The sequence below is a fragment of the Paenibacillus sp. VTT E-133291 genome (assembly GCF_002264395.1).
GTDB lineage: Bacteria > Bacillota > Bacilli > Paenibacillales > Paenibacillaceae > Paenibacillus_AQ > Paenibacillus_AQ nitricinens.
The window spans coordinates 1-15,057 of record NZ_NFVA01000024.1; the positions used below are offsets into that span (position 1 = coordinate 1).

The 15,057-nt window shown below is 42.6% G+C and carries 15 protein-coding genes; all 15 read right to left on the minus strand.

Annotated features, from left to right (window positions below):
- A partial coding sequence (locus CA598_RS12165) for a CBM35 domain-containing protein (protein WP_143812162.1) occupies positions 1 to 763 on the minus strand: 763 nt, incomplete at its 3' end.
- A gap of 356 nt (positions 764 to 1,119) precedes the next feature.
- The gene (locus CA598_RS12170; RefSeq protein ID WP_094876663.1) at positions 1,120 to 1,617 is read right to left on the minus strand and encodes an LURP-one-related/scramblase family protein; all 498 of its coding nucleotides are present in this window, start codon (positions 1,615 to 1,617) and stop codon (positions 1,120 to 1,122) included.
- A gap of 103 nt (positions 1,618 to 1,720) precedes the next feature.
- Positions 1,721 to 2,149 (minus strand): SRPBCC family protein, encoded by a 429-nt coding sequence (locus tag CA598_RS12175; protein WP_094876664.1) that lies wholly within the window; start codon positions 2,147 to 2,149, stop codon positions 1,721 to 1,723.
- Positions 2,150 to 2,503: 354 nt separating this feature from the next.
- Positions 2,504 to 2,905 (minus strand): hypothetical protein, encoded by a 402-nt coding sequence (locus CA598_RS12180; protein WP_094876665.1) that lies wholly within the window; start codon positions 2,903 to 2,905, stop codon positions 2,504 to 2,506.
- 224 nt (positions 2,906 to 3,129) lie between these two features.
- Positions 3,130 to 3,426, minus strand: coding sequence for a cysteine hydrolase family protein (locus CA598_RS32930; RefSeq protein WP_306440463.1), 297 nt, complete (start codon positions 3,424 to 3,426; stop codon positions 3,130 to 3,132).
- 304 nt (positions 3,427 to 3,730) lie between these two features.
- On the minus strand, positions 3,731 to 4,636 hold the full coding sequence (locus CA598_RS12190) for an NAD(P)/FAD-dependent oxidoreductase (RefSeq protein WP_094876666.1): 906 nt from the start codon (positions 4,634 to 4,636) through the stop codon (positions 3,731 to 3,733).
- A gap of 208 nt (positions 4,637 to 4,844) precedes the next feature.
- Positions 4,845 to 5,678: an aldo/keto reductase gene (locus CA598_RS12195; protein WP_094876667.1), complete on the minus strand. Its 834-nt coding sequence runs from the start codon at positions 5,676 to 5,678 to the stop codon at positions 4,845 to 4,847.
- 41 nt (positions 5,679 to 5,719) lie between these two features.
- Positions 5,720 to 6,286: a TetR/AcrR family transcriptional regulator gene (locus CA598_RS12200; protein WP_094871726.1), complete on the minus strand. Its 567-nt coding sequence runs from the start codon at positions 6,284 to 6,286 to the stop codon at positions 5,720 to 5,722.
- Positions 6,287 to 6,496: 210 nt separating this feature from the next.
- Entirely contained in the window at positions 6,497 to 7,462 is a 966-nt protein-coding gene (locus CA598_RS12205; RefSeq protein ID WP_094876668.1) for a glycoside hydrolase family 43 protein, read from the minus strand.
- Positions 7,463 to 7,514: 52 nt separating this feature from the next.
- A complete protein-coding gene (locus CA598_RS12210; RefSeq protein ID WP_094871729.1) occupies positions 7,515 to 8,369 on the minus strand; it encodes a carbohydrate ABC transporter permease in 855 nt (284 codons plus the stop codon).
- Positions 8,359 to 9,345, minus strand: coding sequence for a carbohydrate ABC transporter permease (locus CA598_RS12215; RefSeq protein WP_094876669.1), 987 nt, complete (start codon positions 9,343 to 9,345; stop codon positions 8,359 to 8,361). The genes CA598_RS12210 and CA598_RS12215 overlap by 11 nt, the downstream gene beginning before the upstream one ends.
- Positions 9,346 to 9,407: 62 nt before the next feature.
- Positions 9,408 to 10,814, minus strand: coding sequence for an ABC transporter substrate-binding protein (locus CA598_RS12220; protein ID WP_094871732.1), 1,407 nt, complete (start codon positions 10,812 to 10,814; stop codon positions 9,408 to 9,410).
- A gap of 202 nt (positions 10,815 to 11,016) precedes the next feature.
- Positions 11,017 to 12,198: an extracellular solute-binding protein gene (locus CA598_RS12230; RefSeq protein WP_094876701.1), complete on the minus strand. Its 1,182-nt coding sequence runs from the start codon at positions 12,196 to 12,198 to the stop codon at positions 11,017 to 11,019.
- A 141-nt stretch (positions 12,199 to 12,339) separates the two neighbouring features.
- Positions 12,340 to 13,143, minus strand: a complete 804-nt coding sequence (locus CA598_RS12235) for a response regulator transcription factor (RefSeq protein WP_094876671.1) — start codon at positions 13,141 to 13,143, stop codon at positions 12,340 to 12,342.
- Positions 13,140 to 14,891, minus strand: a complete 1,752-nt coding sequence (locus CA598_RS12240) for a sensor histidine kinase (protein ID WP_094876702.1) — start codon at positions 14,889 to 14,891, stop codon at positions 13,140 to 13,142. The genes CA598_RS12235 and CA598_RS12240 overlap by 4 nt, the downstream gene beginning before the upstream one ends.
- Positions 14,892 to 15,057 lie beyond the last annotated feature (166 nt).

A 15,057-nucleotide genomic window follows, 5' to 3' on the forward strand; every position in this document is an offset into this window, starting at 1 on the left:
CTGTTGGCGTTGATGTTGGTGCTGCGGTAGAAGTTGGTGTTGCTGTGGCTGAAAGAGTTAGATAGTCGATATTGATATTCCCAGTATCATCCGAGTCATATTTGTAGGCGATTGAATTATTGCCTGCCTGTAAAGAGAGCGTTTCAGGTTGGTCACCCCATGCATCCCAGCTTGCCAAATTCGCTAAAGTGGTCTGCTTTACCTTTACACCATTTACATAAATGGAAACGATCTTAGCACTGCCGGACCCATTGGCGTAGTGGAGCGTGGCATTATAGGTACCAGTCGCGGAGGATTGAACACTAAAGGTGGTTGTTGCTCCTATGGTTGTGTATCCATCCACAAAACCGGTGCCAGTATATCCGGTGTGATTCGTATTTATTTTGGCGCCACCTGACAAGGCTGCGTTCTCAGCTTCGTATTTACCAGCAACCGGGACAACAACCGTCCAGTTCTTCCCTCCGTTGCTATCCCAACTATCTGTCGGGGCCGTAATATGATAACAATAAATGAGTGTGGCGCCTTCCTGAACATTGAGGTTGGCCGTAAATGTGGTTCCATTTTTAGTCATAACCGTATCGGCAATATCCGTCCAGTTATTCGTGGTCCAATGCAGTGTTACAGCAGATGCTGTGGAGTTCGTGTAGGAGACTGTATAATCAGTATTGCTGGCTGAAGCCCCGCCGGATAAACCAAATAAACTAAAAATAAGCGAAAAAATAATCAACCAAGAAACAAACCGCCTAGATTGTTGTCTTCCCAAGTAAATAACCTCCTCATTATTTAGGTGCAACCACTTGTGCAAACGTTTGCAAAAATAAGAAAAAAAGAGACTTTCTAACTTATCAAATCCCTCCTTCAAAGAAAGTATGGAGAAACTTCATTGTATGCGTTTACAATTAGACCTTTTGAGAAATCCTCAAGTTCCAAATCACTCCATATCAAATGAATTTTCCCTGTTTTTGATTATAGGCTCCAACCTTTTCCAGGTCAATGCATCTTTTAGGCTAAAAACATAAAAATTTTAAAGTCTAGATATAAAAATACAATCGTTTTCATTCATCAGTTGTTCAAACAAATCAAAATCTTAGACTACCGCTATTTAAAGAACTAGGCTAATTATATCGTTGCTGATGAGGAAGAAGCTGCTTGGTCAGCTTTTACACAATCAATTGCAACAACAAACGCAATCATGATTGCCTCCATCTCCTCATTTAGTATTTGAACCTTGTAGCTATCGCCCCAAGTAAACCACTCCTTGTTCACTTTACCTATGACTACACCGTACTGCAAGACCTGAAAATCCATGTCCCACCAGTTACCATGTACCTCAATGTCAGCCGCATGAATCGTATAGCGCGCTTTAATGAAAGTAAACTCTTTCTTAATCGTTAACACCTCTCGACCATTGACCTCAACAAAAAACTTCGGTAAAAAACTAAATACCTTCTTCGTAATAAGTCCGACTTCATCTCTTGTGGTATTCATAATGGAGAACGTCTTTGGTATTTGCATAAAACTGCCCTCTACATAATAGACATCCTGCTCCTGCTGATTCTTTACCGTAAATTTACCACTTAGACTAAATACCTTCTGCTTTATATAAAGTTGCTTCATTCCAATGCCTCCTTCGATATAAGCATATTATTAAAGCGCAGTACTTCCGAAATCAGTTCTCGGGATCATGTACTTTAGTCACCCATCCGTGTTTGGGATGGTTCTAAAACTTCCGTTTATGATACGGAAGACCCAGGCCTTCTTCACAATACTGTTTAAGACTGTACAAAAAAATAGCCCAGTTATAATTACATAGGCGATAAAATGCGGTTACATTCTCCCAATTCATCTGACGAAAAATGATTGAAGTCTTCCCGTTTTTCTCCTCTAAATTAAAAGAAATTGTCGTACCTATCCATTCTGGATCTGAATCAACACATTGCCACAAAATCTTTTTATCGGTAACAAGCTCATCAACTCGCATCTTTGTTAAGCCTTTGCCGCCGAATCGGAACTCGTTTATACAACCGATCTGATCATTGACTATTAGTTCATTTGTCCATATTTCTGAAAGTCCTTTTGCAGTGGTTAGTGCTTCATATACCGTTGAAGCCGGAACATTCACGGTCTGCAAGTGCTCGATATTTGCCATATAGTGCATTCCCCTTTTTCATAAGGATTTAATTTATGTAATTATTTGTATGCGAATATTATACCATGGTACGGTTGATTTGATTGCTTAGTCCATAACCTTTGTTAATTTTTTACCATTTGAAAACAAAACATCGATTGTGATTTTTTTCATGTGATATATCAGGATTCCAATCCACAGCAAAGGATTCATCACCGAGTTGTTTCATGTTATCTGCTCCTTATAGTTTCCCGCCGATTTCTTATAACGTCTTATTCACGAAATTACTGAATTATACTGCCTTTTACTTCAATAAAACGGCAGCTGATCCTCTGATCGGCTGCCTTCTTGTTGCGATTGAACTATCGTGTCCCGTTAGCGTAATGGATGATTGTTATTTTCGCTACGGATAACACGGAAATCACTCGCTTTATATCCGTCTGTATTAGCTTTGAAAGTAATTTGAACTATATCCGAGTTAGAATCTTGTGTCATAACTTTCCCTTCAAGTATGAACTCTTGTTGAGGATAAGAATCCGATTTCCTGATTGGTATGATATGAGCGCCGCCGATGAGATAGTTATTACCATATTCTTTTTCAAGTACGCTCATAATTTTAAGACGAAGTTCAAAAATAAGGATCTCATCCAAGCACTCCCGTTGAATGTCGACGTTATATTTAGTTGGTGACTCCTCATCGTAAGCTTCAGCACAATCCATTACTGTAAAGTTGGTGACCCCTATTATCAAAATCAAAATTAGACCTCTCCACCACATGAGAAATAACCCCTGTCTATTTTTGGTTATTTTCCCCAATCGATTATTAAACTATCCTACCCGTTGGCATAACATTAACATAGCATACTGATACATAGGTTCTATTCATCAAATGAATATAGAAGAATCAATTAGTGAAGGACGATTCTATAAAAAATGGAGTTACATATTAGTTATCTAATACGTAACTCCACTTATTATCATTAGCTTCTATTAGTAGAATCTCAAGCAATGGTCTCCATTAAAAATTCGATCACCGGGTAAGAGATCATATGCCGATCACGGTAAATCGAAGTAATTGCCTCTGGCTGTGTGCTAAGGACACCCTTTTGTAGAATGGCTGCTTGAAAACCTCTTTCTTGTGCACCGTTAATAGTAAAGGTTACGCAATGTTCTGCGGCGAATCCCGCAACGATGATGAATTCAACACCATGTTCACGTAGCAGTTGTTCCAAATCCGTTTTCCAAAAAGCATTAGAGAATTCTTTCGCCATCTGGATATCCGTGGGTGCAACTGTAATTTACGGTATACTATTTCTAGCTTCTGGATCCGTATCTGTATTCGCCCCTTCCATGTCTTGTATATGGATAACGATTTGGTCCTTCGCACGAAGTAACCCAGACACATGATTAATATATTCACAAGCCTCACTTACATTTAATCTCTCCATATGATCGTGTAAGAAAAGGTTTTGCATATCAATAATTAGGAATCCGATTTTTATTTTGAACTACCCCTCTCAGAACAAATATAGTTTCTATATTAATCTGGATGTAGATTCAGCTCAAGGGAATAAATGAATTAGACGATTTTGTACAATAGCATCATATGTTACGCCACGCCTCTTCATTTAGTTCGTTATTAATGCCGACCCCAGCTAAGGAGCCCATAGAAGCGGCAATAATGGCTTGATGAAGATGTGTTGTTGCATCACCGGCACTATAAACGCCTGGAACGTTCGTTTTACCGAGATTATCGATGATTACTGTTCCTGTTTCTGTGAATTCACAACCAAGGGCTTGTGGCAAATCCGACCCGATCATAAGCTTCGGTCTAAAAAATATCCCCGTACATACTATGCTAATACCATCCTTCAACACAACTTGCTGCACCATGCCATTGTCAGATTCGATCGACTGAATCGGTGAGTCATAGACAGGAATGTTATGTTGATTTAGCTCTTCGCGTTGTGCATCCGTCAAGTCATCAGATCCATTAGTACATATGGTTATCTTTTTCGTCCAACCAGATAACACTCGGGCCATATGCGTTGCATCGGCTCCCTTAACAATTACGACAAGAGGCTGATCTCTTAGTTCCCATCCATCACAATAGGGGCAGATAAAGGCGCTTTTACCATATACGTCTGTGAGTCCCTTAATATCCAACGGGAGGTCTTTCATCCCTATGGCGAAGAGCACCTTTTTACTTTGAAAGGTCTGACCCTGAACCGTCTTAATTTGAAAATCACCATCGGTTCCCGTAATCGATATGGCGGTATCTTCCGCAAAAGTAACGGAGTGATAGGCACTAATCTGCTCCTTCGCAATTCTCCTGAATTCGCTTGGACTTATAGAATCTCTAGTAAGAAAGCCATGCGTTTCTCGAGTCACCCTATTACGTGCGCGACCTTCATCAATCACAACCACACTTTTTCTTGCCCTGCCTAGCACCAGAGCAGCATTTAGACCTGCCGGTCCTCCACCGATAATTACACAATCATGAGTCATCCTAATTCTCCCTTTCGCTTTCAATTTATATTAAAGATATTAGAGACTTACGTTATCCATTATGGATTTAAAAAAAGAACACTCCATAATCAGGAATATTACACTCGAATCTTTAATTAAAGACTTTATGAATCTATAATAACTTCAATAAATCTAAAAGGCAAGGATTTTTCTATTTAATCATTGCCCTCTTGGAATCCCAGCTAGATTACCGCAAAAGTGTAGTAGCCCATAAAAACAGCTTGTTGTCAGGATTAACAAATCCCTTTTTATTTTTATCTAATGTCGATATTTGTTTCATTTCCTCATCAGATAAACTAAAATCAAAAATTTCCAGATTCGCCTTTAATCTTGCAGGATTAACCGATTTGGGAATAACTCCAACATTGCGCTCAATGTTCCACCTTAACATAACTTGAGCCGTTGTTTTACCGTGTCTTTCAGCAATGCTTGTTAATATAGGGTTATCGAATAAATCTTTATTTCCATGTCCAAAAGGACTCCACGCTACATGTTGGATATTCTTATTCACCATATAATTATGCAAATCGGGCTGCTGTAAAAACGGATTCGTATGAATTTGATTTACAGCAGGGACTATTGAGCCATGCTTCAATACATCACTCAGGTGCATTTGTTCAAAGTTAGACACACCAATGGCTCTAATTTTACCCTCTTTGTACAATTCCTCTAATATCAACCAGCTCTCAACATATTTCGGGGATGGCCAATGGATCAAATAAAGATCTATATAATCTGTTCCCAGTTTTTTCAAACTCATTTCAAAAGCCTGTTTCGTTCTTTTACCATGATCTGAATTCCACAGCTTTGTTGTAATAAATATATCCTTTCGATTTACACCTGATTTTTTAATTGTACTTGCAACAAGTTCCTCATTATGATAAAAAGCGGCGGTATCAATATGCCTATATCCATTTCTCAATGCCCAAATGATTGCATCTTCGTGTTCATTTTTCATTTGGTATACACCCAATCCGACTTTCGGTAACAAAACTCCATTATTTAACAAGTAATTTTCCAAAGAATAATCCTCCCATACACTATTATTTTATATCAGCAGAGTCAGTCGATTCTGATAGCATTCCAGCAGCTTCGTTCTATTCCTTGAATAAGCTCTGGTGTCTCAATTATTTTTCCATGTTGAATTTCTTTGAAGAAGCTAACAAATGCGCCATAAACAATACAGATTAATGCATTTGAAGGAAGCGAGCTGAACACCTCTCTCTCTTTGCCACTTTCTATGATTGCGACTAAAAAATTCATAAATCCATCAAACACGCTCCGGCTCTTCTCATTTAAATAATATGACTCTGCATGTGAATCTATAAATAGCAGCGCGTATATATTGCTTTTTGCAAATCCGACCATTTGATAAAACACATGGCGAAATTGCTCACGAATTTCATTTGAGTTTGGAAAATCAGTTTTAATGGTCTCTGAAAACTCCATCACTACTTTTTGAAACAATGAATTAACTAGTGACTCTTTACTTTCAAAATATCGATAAATTGTTCCCGCTCCTACTTTTGCCGCTTCCGCAATCATTGGAACAGTCGTTCCATCATAACCTCTTTCTGCAAATAATTTTAAAGCCGCTTTATAAATTTCCTCTTCCTTGTTTGTAGACAATAAGAACACCTCTCCTTCTTGCGGAATGAATATTCATTCCTCTTCACAATAAAACTCCTTTATAAAAAAAGCAATCAAAATATTAGAATTTTTTTCCTATAATTTAAAGATGAAAAGACAAATAAGGATGTCTCTGAAGTATTTGCTTCAAGACATCCTTAAGTACAATTTCATAATAAGCCCTATCAATAAGGGATGCTGTACTTTCAATTAGAGCACTACCGGCCGGATTCTGCCGTCTTCCTCATAATGAAGCTCCGTAAATTTCATACTGCGTTTATGGTCCACACCGCCAGACAGCGATGCGTCATGATAGAACAAATACCATTTCTCGTTAAATTCCACAATAGAATGATGGGTCGTCCAGCCAATGACTGGATTCAGGATCGTTCCTTGGAAGACAAAGGGTCCGCAAGGCTTGTCACTCACCGCATAGACGATCTTATGGGTTGTGCCAGTAGAGTATGAGAGATAGTATTTCCCTTTATACTTGTGCATCCATGGACCCTCGAAGTATCTCCTGTCTTCATCACCCGCAAGGATTAATTTCCCTTCTTCATCAATAATGGTGATCTCCTGAGGATCAGATTTGAATGTCAGCATGTCTTCACTCAGCTCACCCACCCAAGGACCGTAAGCCGGTTCCTCTGGGCCCTTTTCTACCGCATCTTGTTGAAAAATACCGTCTTGCCACTTTTCTAATTGTCCGCCCCATAAGCCTCCAAAATACATGTAGCCTCTTTCGTCCTCGTCCACGAATACGGCTGGATCAATGCTGAAGCTCCCTTTGATATAGCTTTCTTGAGCCTGGAAAGGACCAGACGGAGAAGTTGACGTAGCCACTCCGATACGGAAAATCCCCTCCTTGTCACGGGCCGGGAAAAACAAATAATACGTCCCCTGCCGGTACGCGGCATCGGGCGCCCACATTTGCTTCGAAGCCCAAGGCACATCCCGAAGATGAAGTGCCTCTCCGTGATCTACACAGGGAGATGTAGGATCTTCCAAGGAAAACACATGATAATCTTCCATTGCATACTGGTCACCATTATCATTCGTAGGTCCATCATGGTCGATATCATGGGATGGGTAAATATACAGCTTGCCCTCAAATACATGAGCGGAGGGATCGGCTGTATAGAGATGGGTAACTAACGGTTCATTTTTTGTGGCCATAATAGGACTCTCCTCCTGATTGAGATTACTTATTTGAAGCCAGAAGCCAATGTTATTCTTTGACGCCACCAAGCGCTACGCCGGCGATAATATATCTGGATAACAAGAAGTAAACCACAAAGAGCGGTAAAGCCGTCAAAGCCAGACCCATATAGATCGAGCCGAACTCCGTTTTGTAGATATCACCTCGGAGCAAGCTGACCATGATTGGCATAGTATATTTCTCCTTCTGTGTCAGCAATATCAGCGGCATGAACAGGTTGTTCCAGTTAGCCACAAAGGCAAAAATGGCCTGTGTTGCAACTGCCGGCATCATCAGCGGTAAGATAATCCGGTTGAAAGTGAAGAATTCACCTGACCCATCTACGCGCGCAGCTTCCACGATCTCTATCGACAGAGTTGCGAGCAAGTATTGGCGCATGAAGAACACCACCGCCGGCGCAGCAATTGCTGGTAGAATCAGCGGGAGAAAATTATTGGTCCAATGTAATTTATACATGAACTGATAGAATCCGATGGCGCTTGCCTGGGAAGGAATCATCATCACGCACATGATGAAGGTAAAGAATGGCCCCCGTAGCTTCCAGCTGTAAGTCACCAGCCCATAGGCCGCCAAAGACGAGAAATAGACCGTGCAGAGGGTTGCAGAACTGGCGATAATGAATGAATTCATGAAACCTTGAAGCGGATCAAAGCTCTTGTCGAGCAGTACTCGCAGATTGCTCATCATGTGGCTCGAAGGAAGCAGTGAAAGACCACCTTGGATTTCCGGTGTAGAGCGCGTGGCATTTACAAACATGATCCAAAACGGCAGGATACTGAGCACCGCCAAAGAGATGCAAACCACATAGATAATCGTCTTGTTGATCTTTCGGTTAACGGTCCCGCTTTTCTGATTATTTGCCATGTGTTACGCCTCCCTCACGGGCTGCTGCAGCAGCTTTTCTGTACTTTTGTTTTTGTATTTTTTTAAGTCTTGATGCATCGCGGTCACGCATCACGTAGAACAGAATTCCAGCCAATATTGCTGAAATCAAGAACATGATCATGCTCGCTGCTGCAGCACGATTGTACATATAGCTGCCCTTGAATGCTTGCCCGTAGATAAACATAGACGTGGTAAGCGTAGAATCGTCCGGACCGCCTGCAAGAAATAATTGCGGAATATCGAACATGGTCAAACCGCCCACCATCGATGTAATCAGTGTGAACAGCAATATCGTACGCAGACTCGGCAGTGTGATTCGGAAGAAGGTTTGAAAACCATTCGCCCCGTCAATCGCTGCGGACTCGAAGAGGGCAGGATTTATACCCATAACGCCAGCGATCAGGACGATCATGGTGTTGCCGTACCACATCCAAAACTGGATGAACGCGACAATGCCCCGTGCTGTCGTCTTATCCTGCAGGAAGAACACCGGAGCGTCTGTCCATCCCAACATTTGAAACAAACTGTTTACAGGACCCATCGGGTAGGCGAATAAAGTGCTGAACAACACGGCAATCGTACTAGCAGTAATGATATTAGGCATATAGAGCAGAACCTTGAACAAGCCTTGTCCCTTTATGTTTAGACGCTTATTCGTGAACCATGCAGTTAGCAAGAGCGCGAGAAGCATCTGAGGAACGAAGTTAGTAATCCAGAGTAAGCCGGTGTTGAATAAGGACTTCCGGAACGAGGGATTATCAAAGAGAAGATCTTTGAAGTTCTGAAAAGGATTATCAAGGATATGGATCGGTTTGGGTATGATTCCTTTCATATCGGTGAATCCAATAACTGCGGTATATAAAATGGGATACAGTGAAAAAATCAGAAATGCAAGAACAAATGGAAAGGTAAAAATATAACCGTATTTCGCATAGTTCACATTTTTGCGGCGCATGCTCTCACCTCTTTAGTTGATATGAAGGGGCGGGATTACTCCCCCGCCCCTCCGAATCCTTCTTATTCGCTTTCAATGCCAAGTTGGTCTTTGACTTGTTGCTTAAAGGTTTCGATCGCTTTGGCACGGTCCTTATTGCCTGCGGTGTATTCGCGTACTTGATCACGCCAGAGCTTGTTAATTGTTTCGTCGTACTGGGTCAAGTTCTTACCTGAAGCGTTAGCATTGGCCGGTACAAACACGTCGAACATGTTCTGGCCGCCGAGCAGCGGAACTTCGCCATTTGATTTGGACATGACAACGGAGGATGCAACGCTATCCTTCGTTCCTTGCTCGCCTTCCTTCATAGTACCGTTAGCCCAGTAATATTGAAGTCCCGTTTCAGAGGTATCGAGTGTAACCCACTTCACAAAGTCCGCAACAGCCTGTTTCTTAGCATCGTCCTTGGTCACGTCTTTGTTGGCAAGCAGCCAAGTACCGCCCCAGAAGAAACCTGTTGTTGGTTCGGATACAGCCCAGTCGCCATTCGTGTCTTTTACTTGACCGTTCATCACATAGTTGATGAGCCAAGCAGGACCGAAGAATCCGAAGATCGGTTGAGCGCCGGCACCGGACATATCCGCATACCATGCTTCCGTCCAGTCTGTCGTATCATTGTGATAACCATTGTCTTTCAGCTTTTTAGAAAGATCCAGGAACTCTTCACGCTTTGGATCGATATGAAGCTTGCCATCAACAATCCAGCCCTTGTCAGAACTGTTCTCGATCGGGTGCCAGATATCGCCGTCGCCAGAAACGATGCCGTATCCTTTAGCTTTCAGCTTCGCGGCTGCATCGTAGAATTTATCCCAGCCTGGTCCAATTTCATTTTTGATGGTGGCTGGATCGTCTGTTCCAAAAACATCCTTCGCAATAGAGCGGCGATAGATAAAGGCACCGCCAGTTGCTTGATAGCCGAGGGCTTTTAATTTTCCATCTAAACTGCCGATATCAACCGAGTATTGCGCGATGCCAGCGTCCTTAACCATTTGGTCATCAAGACCCATATCAGAATAGTTGGCTGCATAGCTGGATGCATCGCCTTGGGTATACTTAAGCACGAATGCTGATTCTGCAGCATAAATGTCAGGGGCATCTTTACCTCCCGCTGACAGAGCCTGATCAAGAGCAGGCTGATAAGCGCCGTCAGTGGTAGCGATAACTGTAGTTTTGAACTCTACATTCGCATCAGGATGGGTTTCCATATACTTCTTGGTCATGTTAGGAATCTCGTCCGTAAAGCTCCAGAGATTGATAGTGACTTTCTCACCTGTTCCTTTTGATGGAGCTTCGGTAGCGTTGGCTGCTGGTGCAGTCGTTTGACTTGGGCTAGATGAGTTAGAATTTGAGTTCCCACCACATGCTGCGAGAGCAGATGACATCACAAGCAATGTAGAGATCCCCACTAAACTACGTTTCATACTTTTCATATCTTTGCCTCCCCTTTTGTATTATTACTCCGGTTTTTTGTAACCGCATACATAATTATAGATCCTGCAATCCTTAAGCATAAGGACACCCTCTTTAGGAAAACTTCCACTATTTTTAGATTCAGTTCTATAGAGCGCAAAAAAAGAGACATCAAAGGATCTATCCCTTGACGTCTCCATGATCTGTTGATATTTCTGAACATTACTTATCCGCTTTTAGCGCATCATCCTGTTTCTTGATAAATTCTTCTGGCGTGACGGCTTCACCGAACAATGCCTGAATCTGATTCATGTGTATAGCAGATGCGACTGGCTTCATTTGTGTATCCAGATAAAGAGTTACTTTATTAGCCTTATTTAACTCGTTTAATAGATCAATGAACATTTGCGGTAGCTTGATGGCTGCAGTATCTACTTTGGTAGCCGGGATTACACCTGCATTGACAACAGAATGCTCTCCCCACTTTTGAACGAAAAAGCTCACGAATTCTTTGGCCTCCAGAGCATGCTTCGAATTTTTGGAAACGAATAATCCAGTGCCCGGACCACCGACCCAATCATCCACGTTGCCTTTACCGCCTTCAACTGTCGGGAACTTGAAATACCCAATGTTGACTTTAAATTCTTGGGCTATATTTGTAGTGGTCGTGAAATCTGGCAGCTCCCAAGTCCCTGTAACGAACATGGCTGACTTACCGTTCATGAACTGTACCTTGGCTTCATCATTGGATAATCCGTTGTAGCCTTTGATGAATGTGTTCAGGTTTACCAACTCTTGCACTTGTCTTGCAGCCTCTAGCAAGGAAGGATCTGTGAAATCCTGATCCGCTACAGCTTTATCCATCAGGTTAGGTCCCCCAATACGATCAGCTAGATACATGTACCAGAAGGAAGCCGGCCAACCGTCCTTACCGCCAAGAGTAACAGGTGTTATGCCATTGTTATTCAGTGTTCGAATGATCGCTTTGAGATCATCCAAGGTTTGGGGAGGCTGCAGATTAAATTCTGAAAATATTTCTTTATTATAGTAGACCGGAACTATGTTTAGTTCGACAGGAAGGGCATACGTCTTCCCATCAAAGGAGTACCCCTCCGTCGTACCAGCTACGAATTTTCCTTTCAACTCATCCTGTAAAAGATCGTCCACGGCTGCAAACTTATCTCCCCTAACATAAGGATCCATAAAGCCTGCTGCCCAGGTGAATCCGATGTCCGGTAGATCGTTAGAAGCGGCAAGTACCTTCAGTTTGCTTTTATACTGCTCATTTTCAAGAACTTCCGTCTTGATGGTGATATTCGGATTAGCTTCTTCAAATTCTCTGATGATTTCTTTTACCATTTTGTTTTGCGCGGAGTTATTGCTATCCGGCCATAGATGCATCATTTTTAAAGTGATTTTCTCGCCGTCGCTCTTGCTGCTATTCCCCTTATCCCCATTGCAAGCAGTTGTTATCAACAACAATGTTAAGAAAAGGGTAATGGATAATCCGATCCTCTTCGTAGATATTCCCCCCTTGCCGAGCCGTTATTGGATATTCGCTTCTATACCATTCCTCATGGAAGAACGATACTGCCCTGGACTCATTCTTTCGTATTCCTTGAACAGCTTGTTGAAATATTTAACCGTCTGGTAACCCGTAAGGCTGGCAATTTCCGCTATAGGCAGATTCGTTTTCAGCAGTAATTCCTTCGCTTTCTGCAATTTTCTACGGGCGACGTATTCGCTGAAATTCATCTGGCATTGCTCCTTGAAAAGAGAACTGAAATAGCTCCCGTTCAGATGAACAAGTCCGGCTACTTCCTGTAGACTGATCGCCTCTTCTATATGCATTTCCACGTAGTCTATCGCCTGACGGACCGGATCGCTTAATGCGGCATCTTCATCTCTTATGGCCATTAATTGTGGATCAGCCATCTTTCGCATGAAGCCGATATATTCCTGCTCCTCCCCTGCCTTCAGGGCATTCTCAACAGATGCGATTAGCTTTTCCCGGCTGGCTGGCTTGAGCAAATATTCAACTACGGACAACTGAATCGCTTGCTGAGCATACTCGAACTCGGCATGACCGGAGATGAGAATAACGGATGGCTGACGCTGTATTTTTTTATCCCTTATTTGGCTAACTAAAGAAAGACCACTAATTCCCGGCATGCGGATGTCCGATATCATGAGCTCCACTGGTATTTCCTCCAGAATTTCAATAGCCGAGATCCCATTGCTTGCCGTAAGGATTTCATAATGACCGGCTGCCCACACCTCTAGTATTTTCTTCATTCCTTCTCTAGATCTCGGTTCATCGTCGACAATAAGAATTGTTCGGCTTCTCATGGCATTTTGTCTCCTCGAACAGGAATTTTGATGTTTATACGGGTGCCTTGACCTTTTTGGCTATCGATGGTCATTGCCGCACCCTGCTCATTCTCTCTCGAAAAAAATAGTTGAAGCCTTCTATGCACATTAGCGATTCCGACTCCGGAATCTTTTGAAGAAGATACCTTTCCGCTATCCAGCCCTTCCACAAGAGAGCGCAGCATCTCCTCGTCCATTCCCATCCCATCATCTTCCACCGTAATGGTGACCCATTCTTCATCTCCAGCAACCGTTAGCTTTATCCATCCCGGTTCTATCTTGCTCTCCACCCCATGCAATACAGCATTCTCTACAAGGGGCTGCAGCAGCAGTCGGGGTAACTCCACATTCGAAAATTCAAGAGGAGCCTCAATTTCCCACTCTAAGCGATCTTCAAATCGCATCTTCATAATAAGCAAATATCGCTTTACATGCTCGAGCTCATCCTGTAACTTCACCCAACCACCTTTACTCGAGCCGGTGATCGTATAGCGGAATAAATCAGACATGGCGACAACATACTCCGCCAGTTGATCCTCATCCCTATCCAGCAGCGACCAGTACAGAACATCTAGGGTATTGAACAAAAAATGCGGATTAATTTGCGCTTGAAGTGCCTTCAACTCCGTATGACTCCGGGATAACTCCTTCTCATAAACCAACTGGATCAGCTCGTTGATATTATCAACCATTTTGTTATAGGAATAATTCAGTTCCTGAATTTCCATAGTGGATGATACGTTTTCGATAGGCTTCAGAATGCCTAGCCGGGTACTTCTCATAGCTTTGATCAACCTGAACACAGGTCTGGTAATAAGTATAGATAGAAAAAAAGAAAGCAAGGTGAACAGTAAGGTACCCATCAAAGCCGATACGACAATGGTCGTCCGCAAGACCGATATCCCCTTGGTGATGACGTTAACCGGGGTTAAGATGAGCAGCGTCCATCCTGTCACGGAAGACCGCTGTTTGACAACGATAAAGGACTGCTTGCCGATAGAAGCAATTTGTTCGTCGGATTCTTCTACCAGCTTTGCTGCTGTCTTTTGTGAAATCGTGTCATCGTTGGACGTGATGAACTGGCCATCCGGCGCGAGGAGCAATACTGTTTCTCCGTCCCCCTCCCCGGATAAGGAGTCTTTGAGCGCAAACTTGTCACGGTCTGAACGAATGAGTAAATACCCTCCAGTTGTGAAATGCCGATCAATAAGACTGATCTGTCGAATCGCTACAAGCGATGTAGAATCGAGCGGATCAATACCGAACCAAACGAGACTGCCATCCTTTCTCGTCGCCATTTCAATCCAATCCTCGGGTACCTTATCTCTAAGGGTGCTGCCGTCAAGAGGATACAGCCTCACTCCGTCTTTATTATAAAGCTCAACAGATTTGATGCCGTCCGTGTAGATTTGGACCAGATTGATAATAGATGGCAGGGCTTGCCGTTCCGTAAAGGTAGCGGGATGACCCTCTATATCGCGTAAAAGGAGTTGCTGGATATAATCGTTAGTAGATACCAGTGTCGTCAAAGAATTGATCTGCTCGAGAACGCTTTCTAAACGTCCGTTAGCTTGAATCGCAGTCTGCTGAATATGCTTCTCCGCATTGTTCTTGAGAAGCGTTGAGACTGAATGGAACGTAATCCCTCCAACGAACGTCAGAATGATGAGCATGACGGCGAGGAAACCGAGCAACATTTGATTTCGCAGCGTATTTAACTTTAACATCGACAGTATCCGCCGCATGCAATTTCTTCCCCTCTTTGTCATGTGAGCATGAGATGATCGCCCCTAACCGCTAAAAGTAAGGGCTTTCAACCTTTTCAGTCATTATATTAGCATGTTTGCTAATGATCCGCTAAGAAAGAATTATGGATTCGACAAAAAGAACTGA

Excerpts from the sequence above, each read along its gene's own strand:
- CA598_RS12215 (WP_094876669.1), bottom strand. The coding sequence starts at position 9,345 with ATGCGCCGCAAAAATGTGAACTATGCGAAATACGGTTATATTTTTACC.
- CA598_RS12240 (WP_094876702.1), bottom strand. The coding sequence starts at position 14,891 with ATGTTAAAGTTAAATACGCTGCGAAATCAAATGTTGCTCGGTTTCCTC.
- CA598_RS12210 (WP_094871729.1), bottom strand. The coding sequence starts at position 8,369 with ATGGCAAATAATCAGAAAAGCGGGACCGTTAACCGAAAGATCAACAAG.
- CA598_RS12170 (WP_094876663.1), bottom strand. The coding sequence starts at position 1,617 with ATGAAGCAACTTTATATAAAGCAGAAGGTATTTAGTCTAAGTGGTAAA.
- CA598_RS12180 (WP_094876665.1), bottom strand. The coding sequence starts at position 2,905 with ATGTGGTGGAGAGGTCTAATTTTGATTTTGATAATAGGGGTCACCAAC.
- CA598_RS12235 (WP_094876671.1), bottom strand. The coding sequence starts at position 13,143 with ATGAGAAGCCGAACAATTCTTATTGTCGACGATGAACCGAGATCTAGA.
- CA598_RS12220 (WP_094871732.1), bottom strand. The coding sequence starts at position 10,814 with ATGAAAAGTATGAAACGTAGTTTAGTGGGGATCTCTACATTGCTTGTG.
- CA598_RS12190 (WP_094876666.1), bottom strand. The coding sequence starts at position 4,636 with ATGACTCATGATTGTGTAATTATCGGTGGAGGACCGGCAGGTCTAAAT.
- CA598_RS12175 (WP_094876664.1), bottom strand. The coding sequence starts at position 2,149 with ATGGCAAATATCGAGCACTTGCAGACCGTGAATGTTCCGGCTTCAACG.
- CA598_RS12205 (WP_094876668.1), bottom strand. The coding sequence starts at position 7,462 with ATGGCCACAAAAAATGAACCGTTAGTTACCCATCTCTATACAGCCGAT.
- CA598_RS12230 (WP_094876701.1), bottom strand. The coding sequence starts at position 12,198 with ATGATGCATCTATGGCCGGATAGCAATAACTCCGCGCAAAACAAAATG.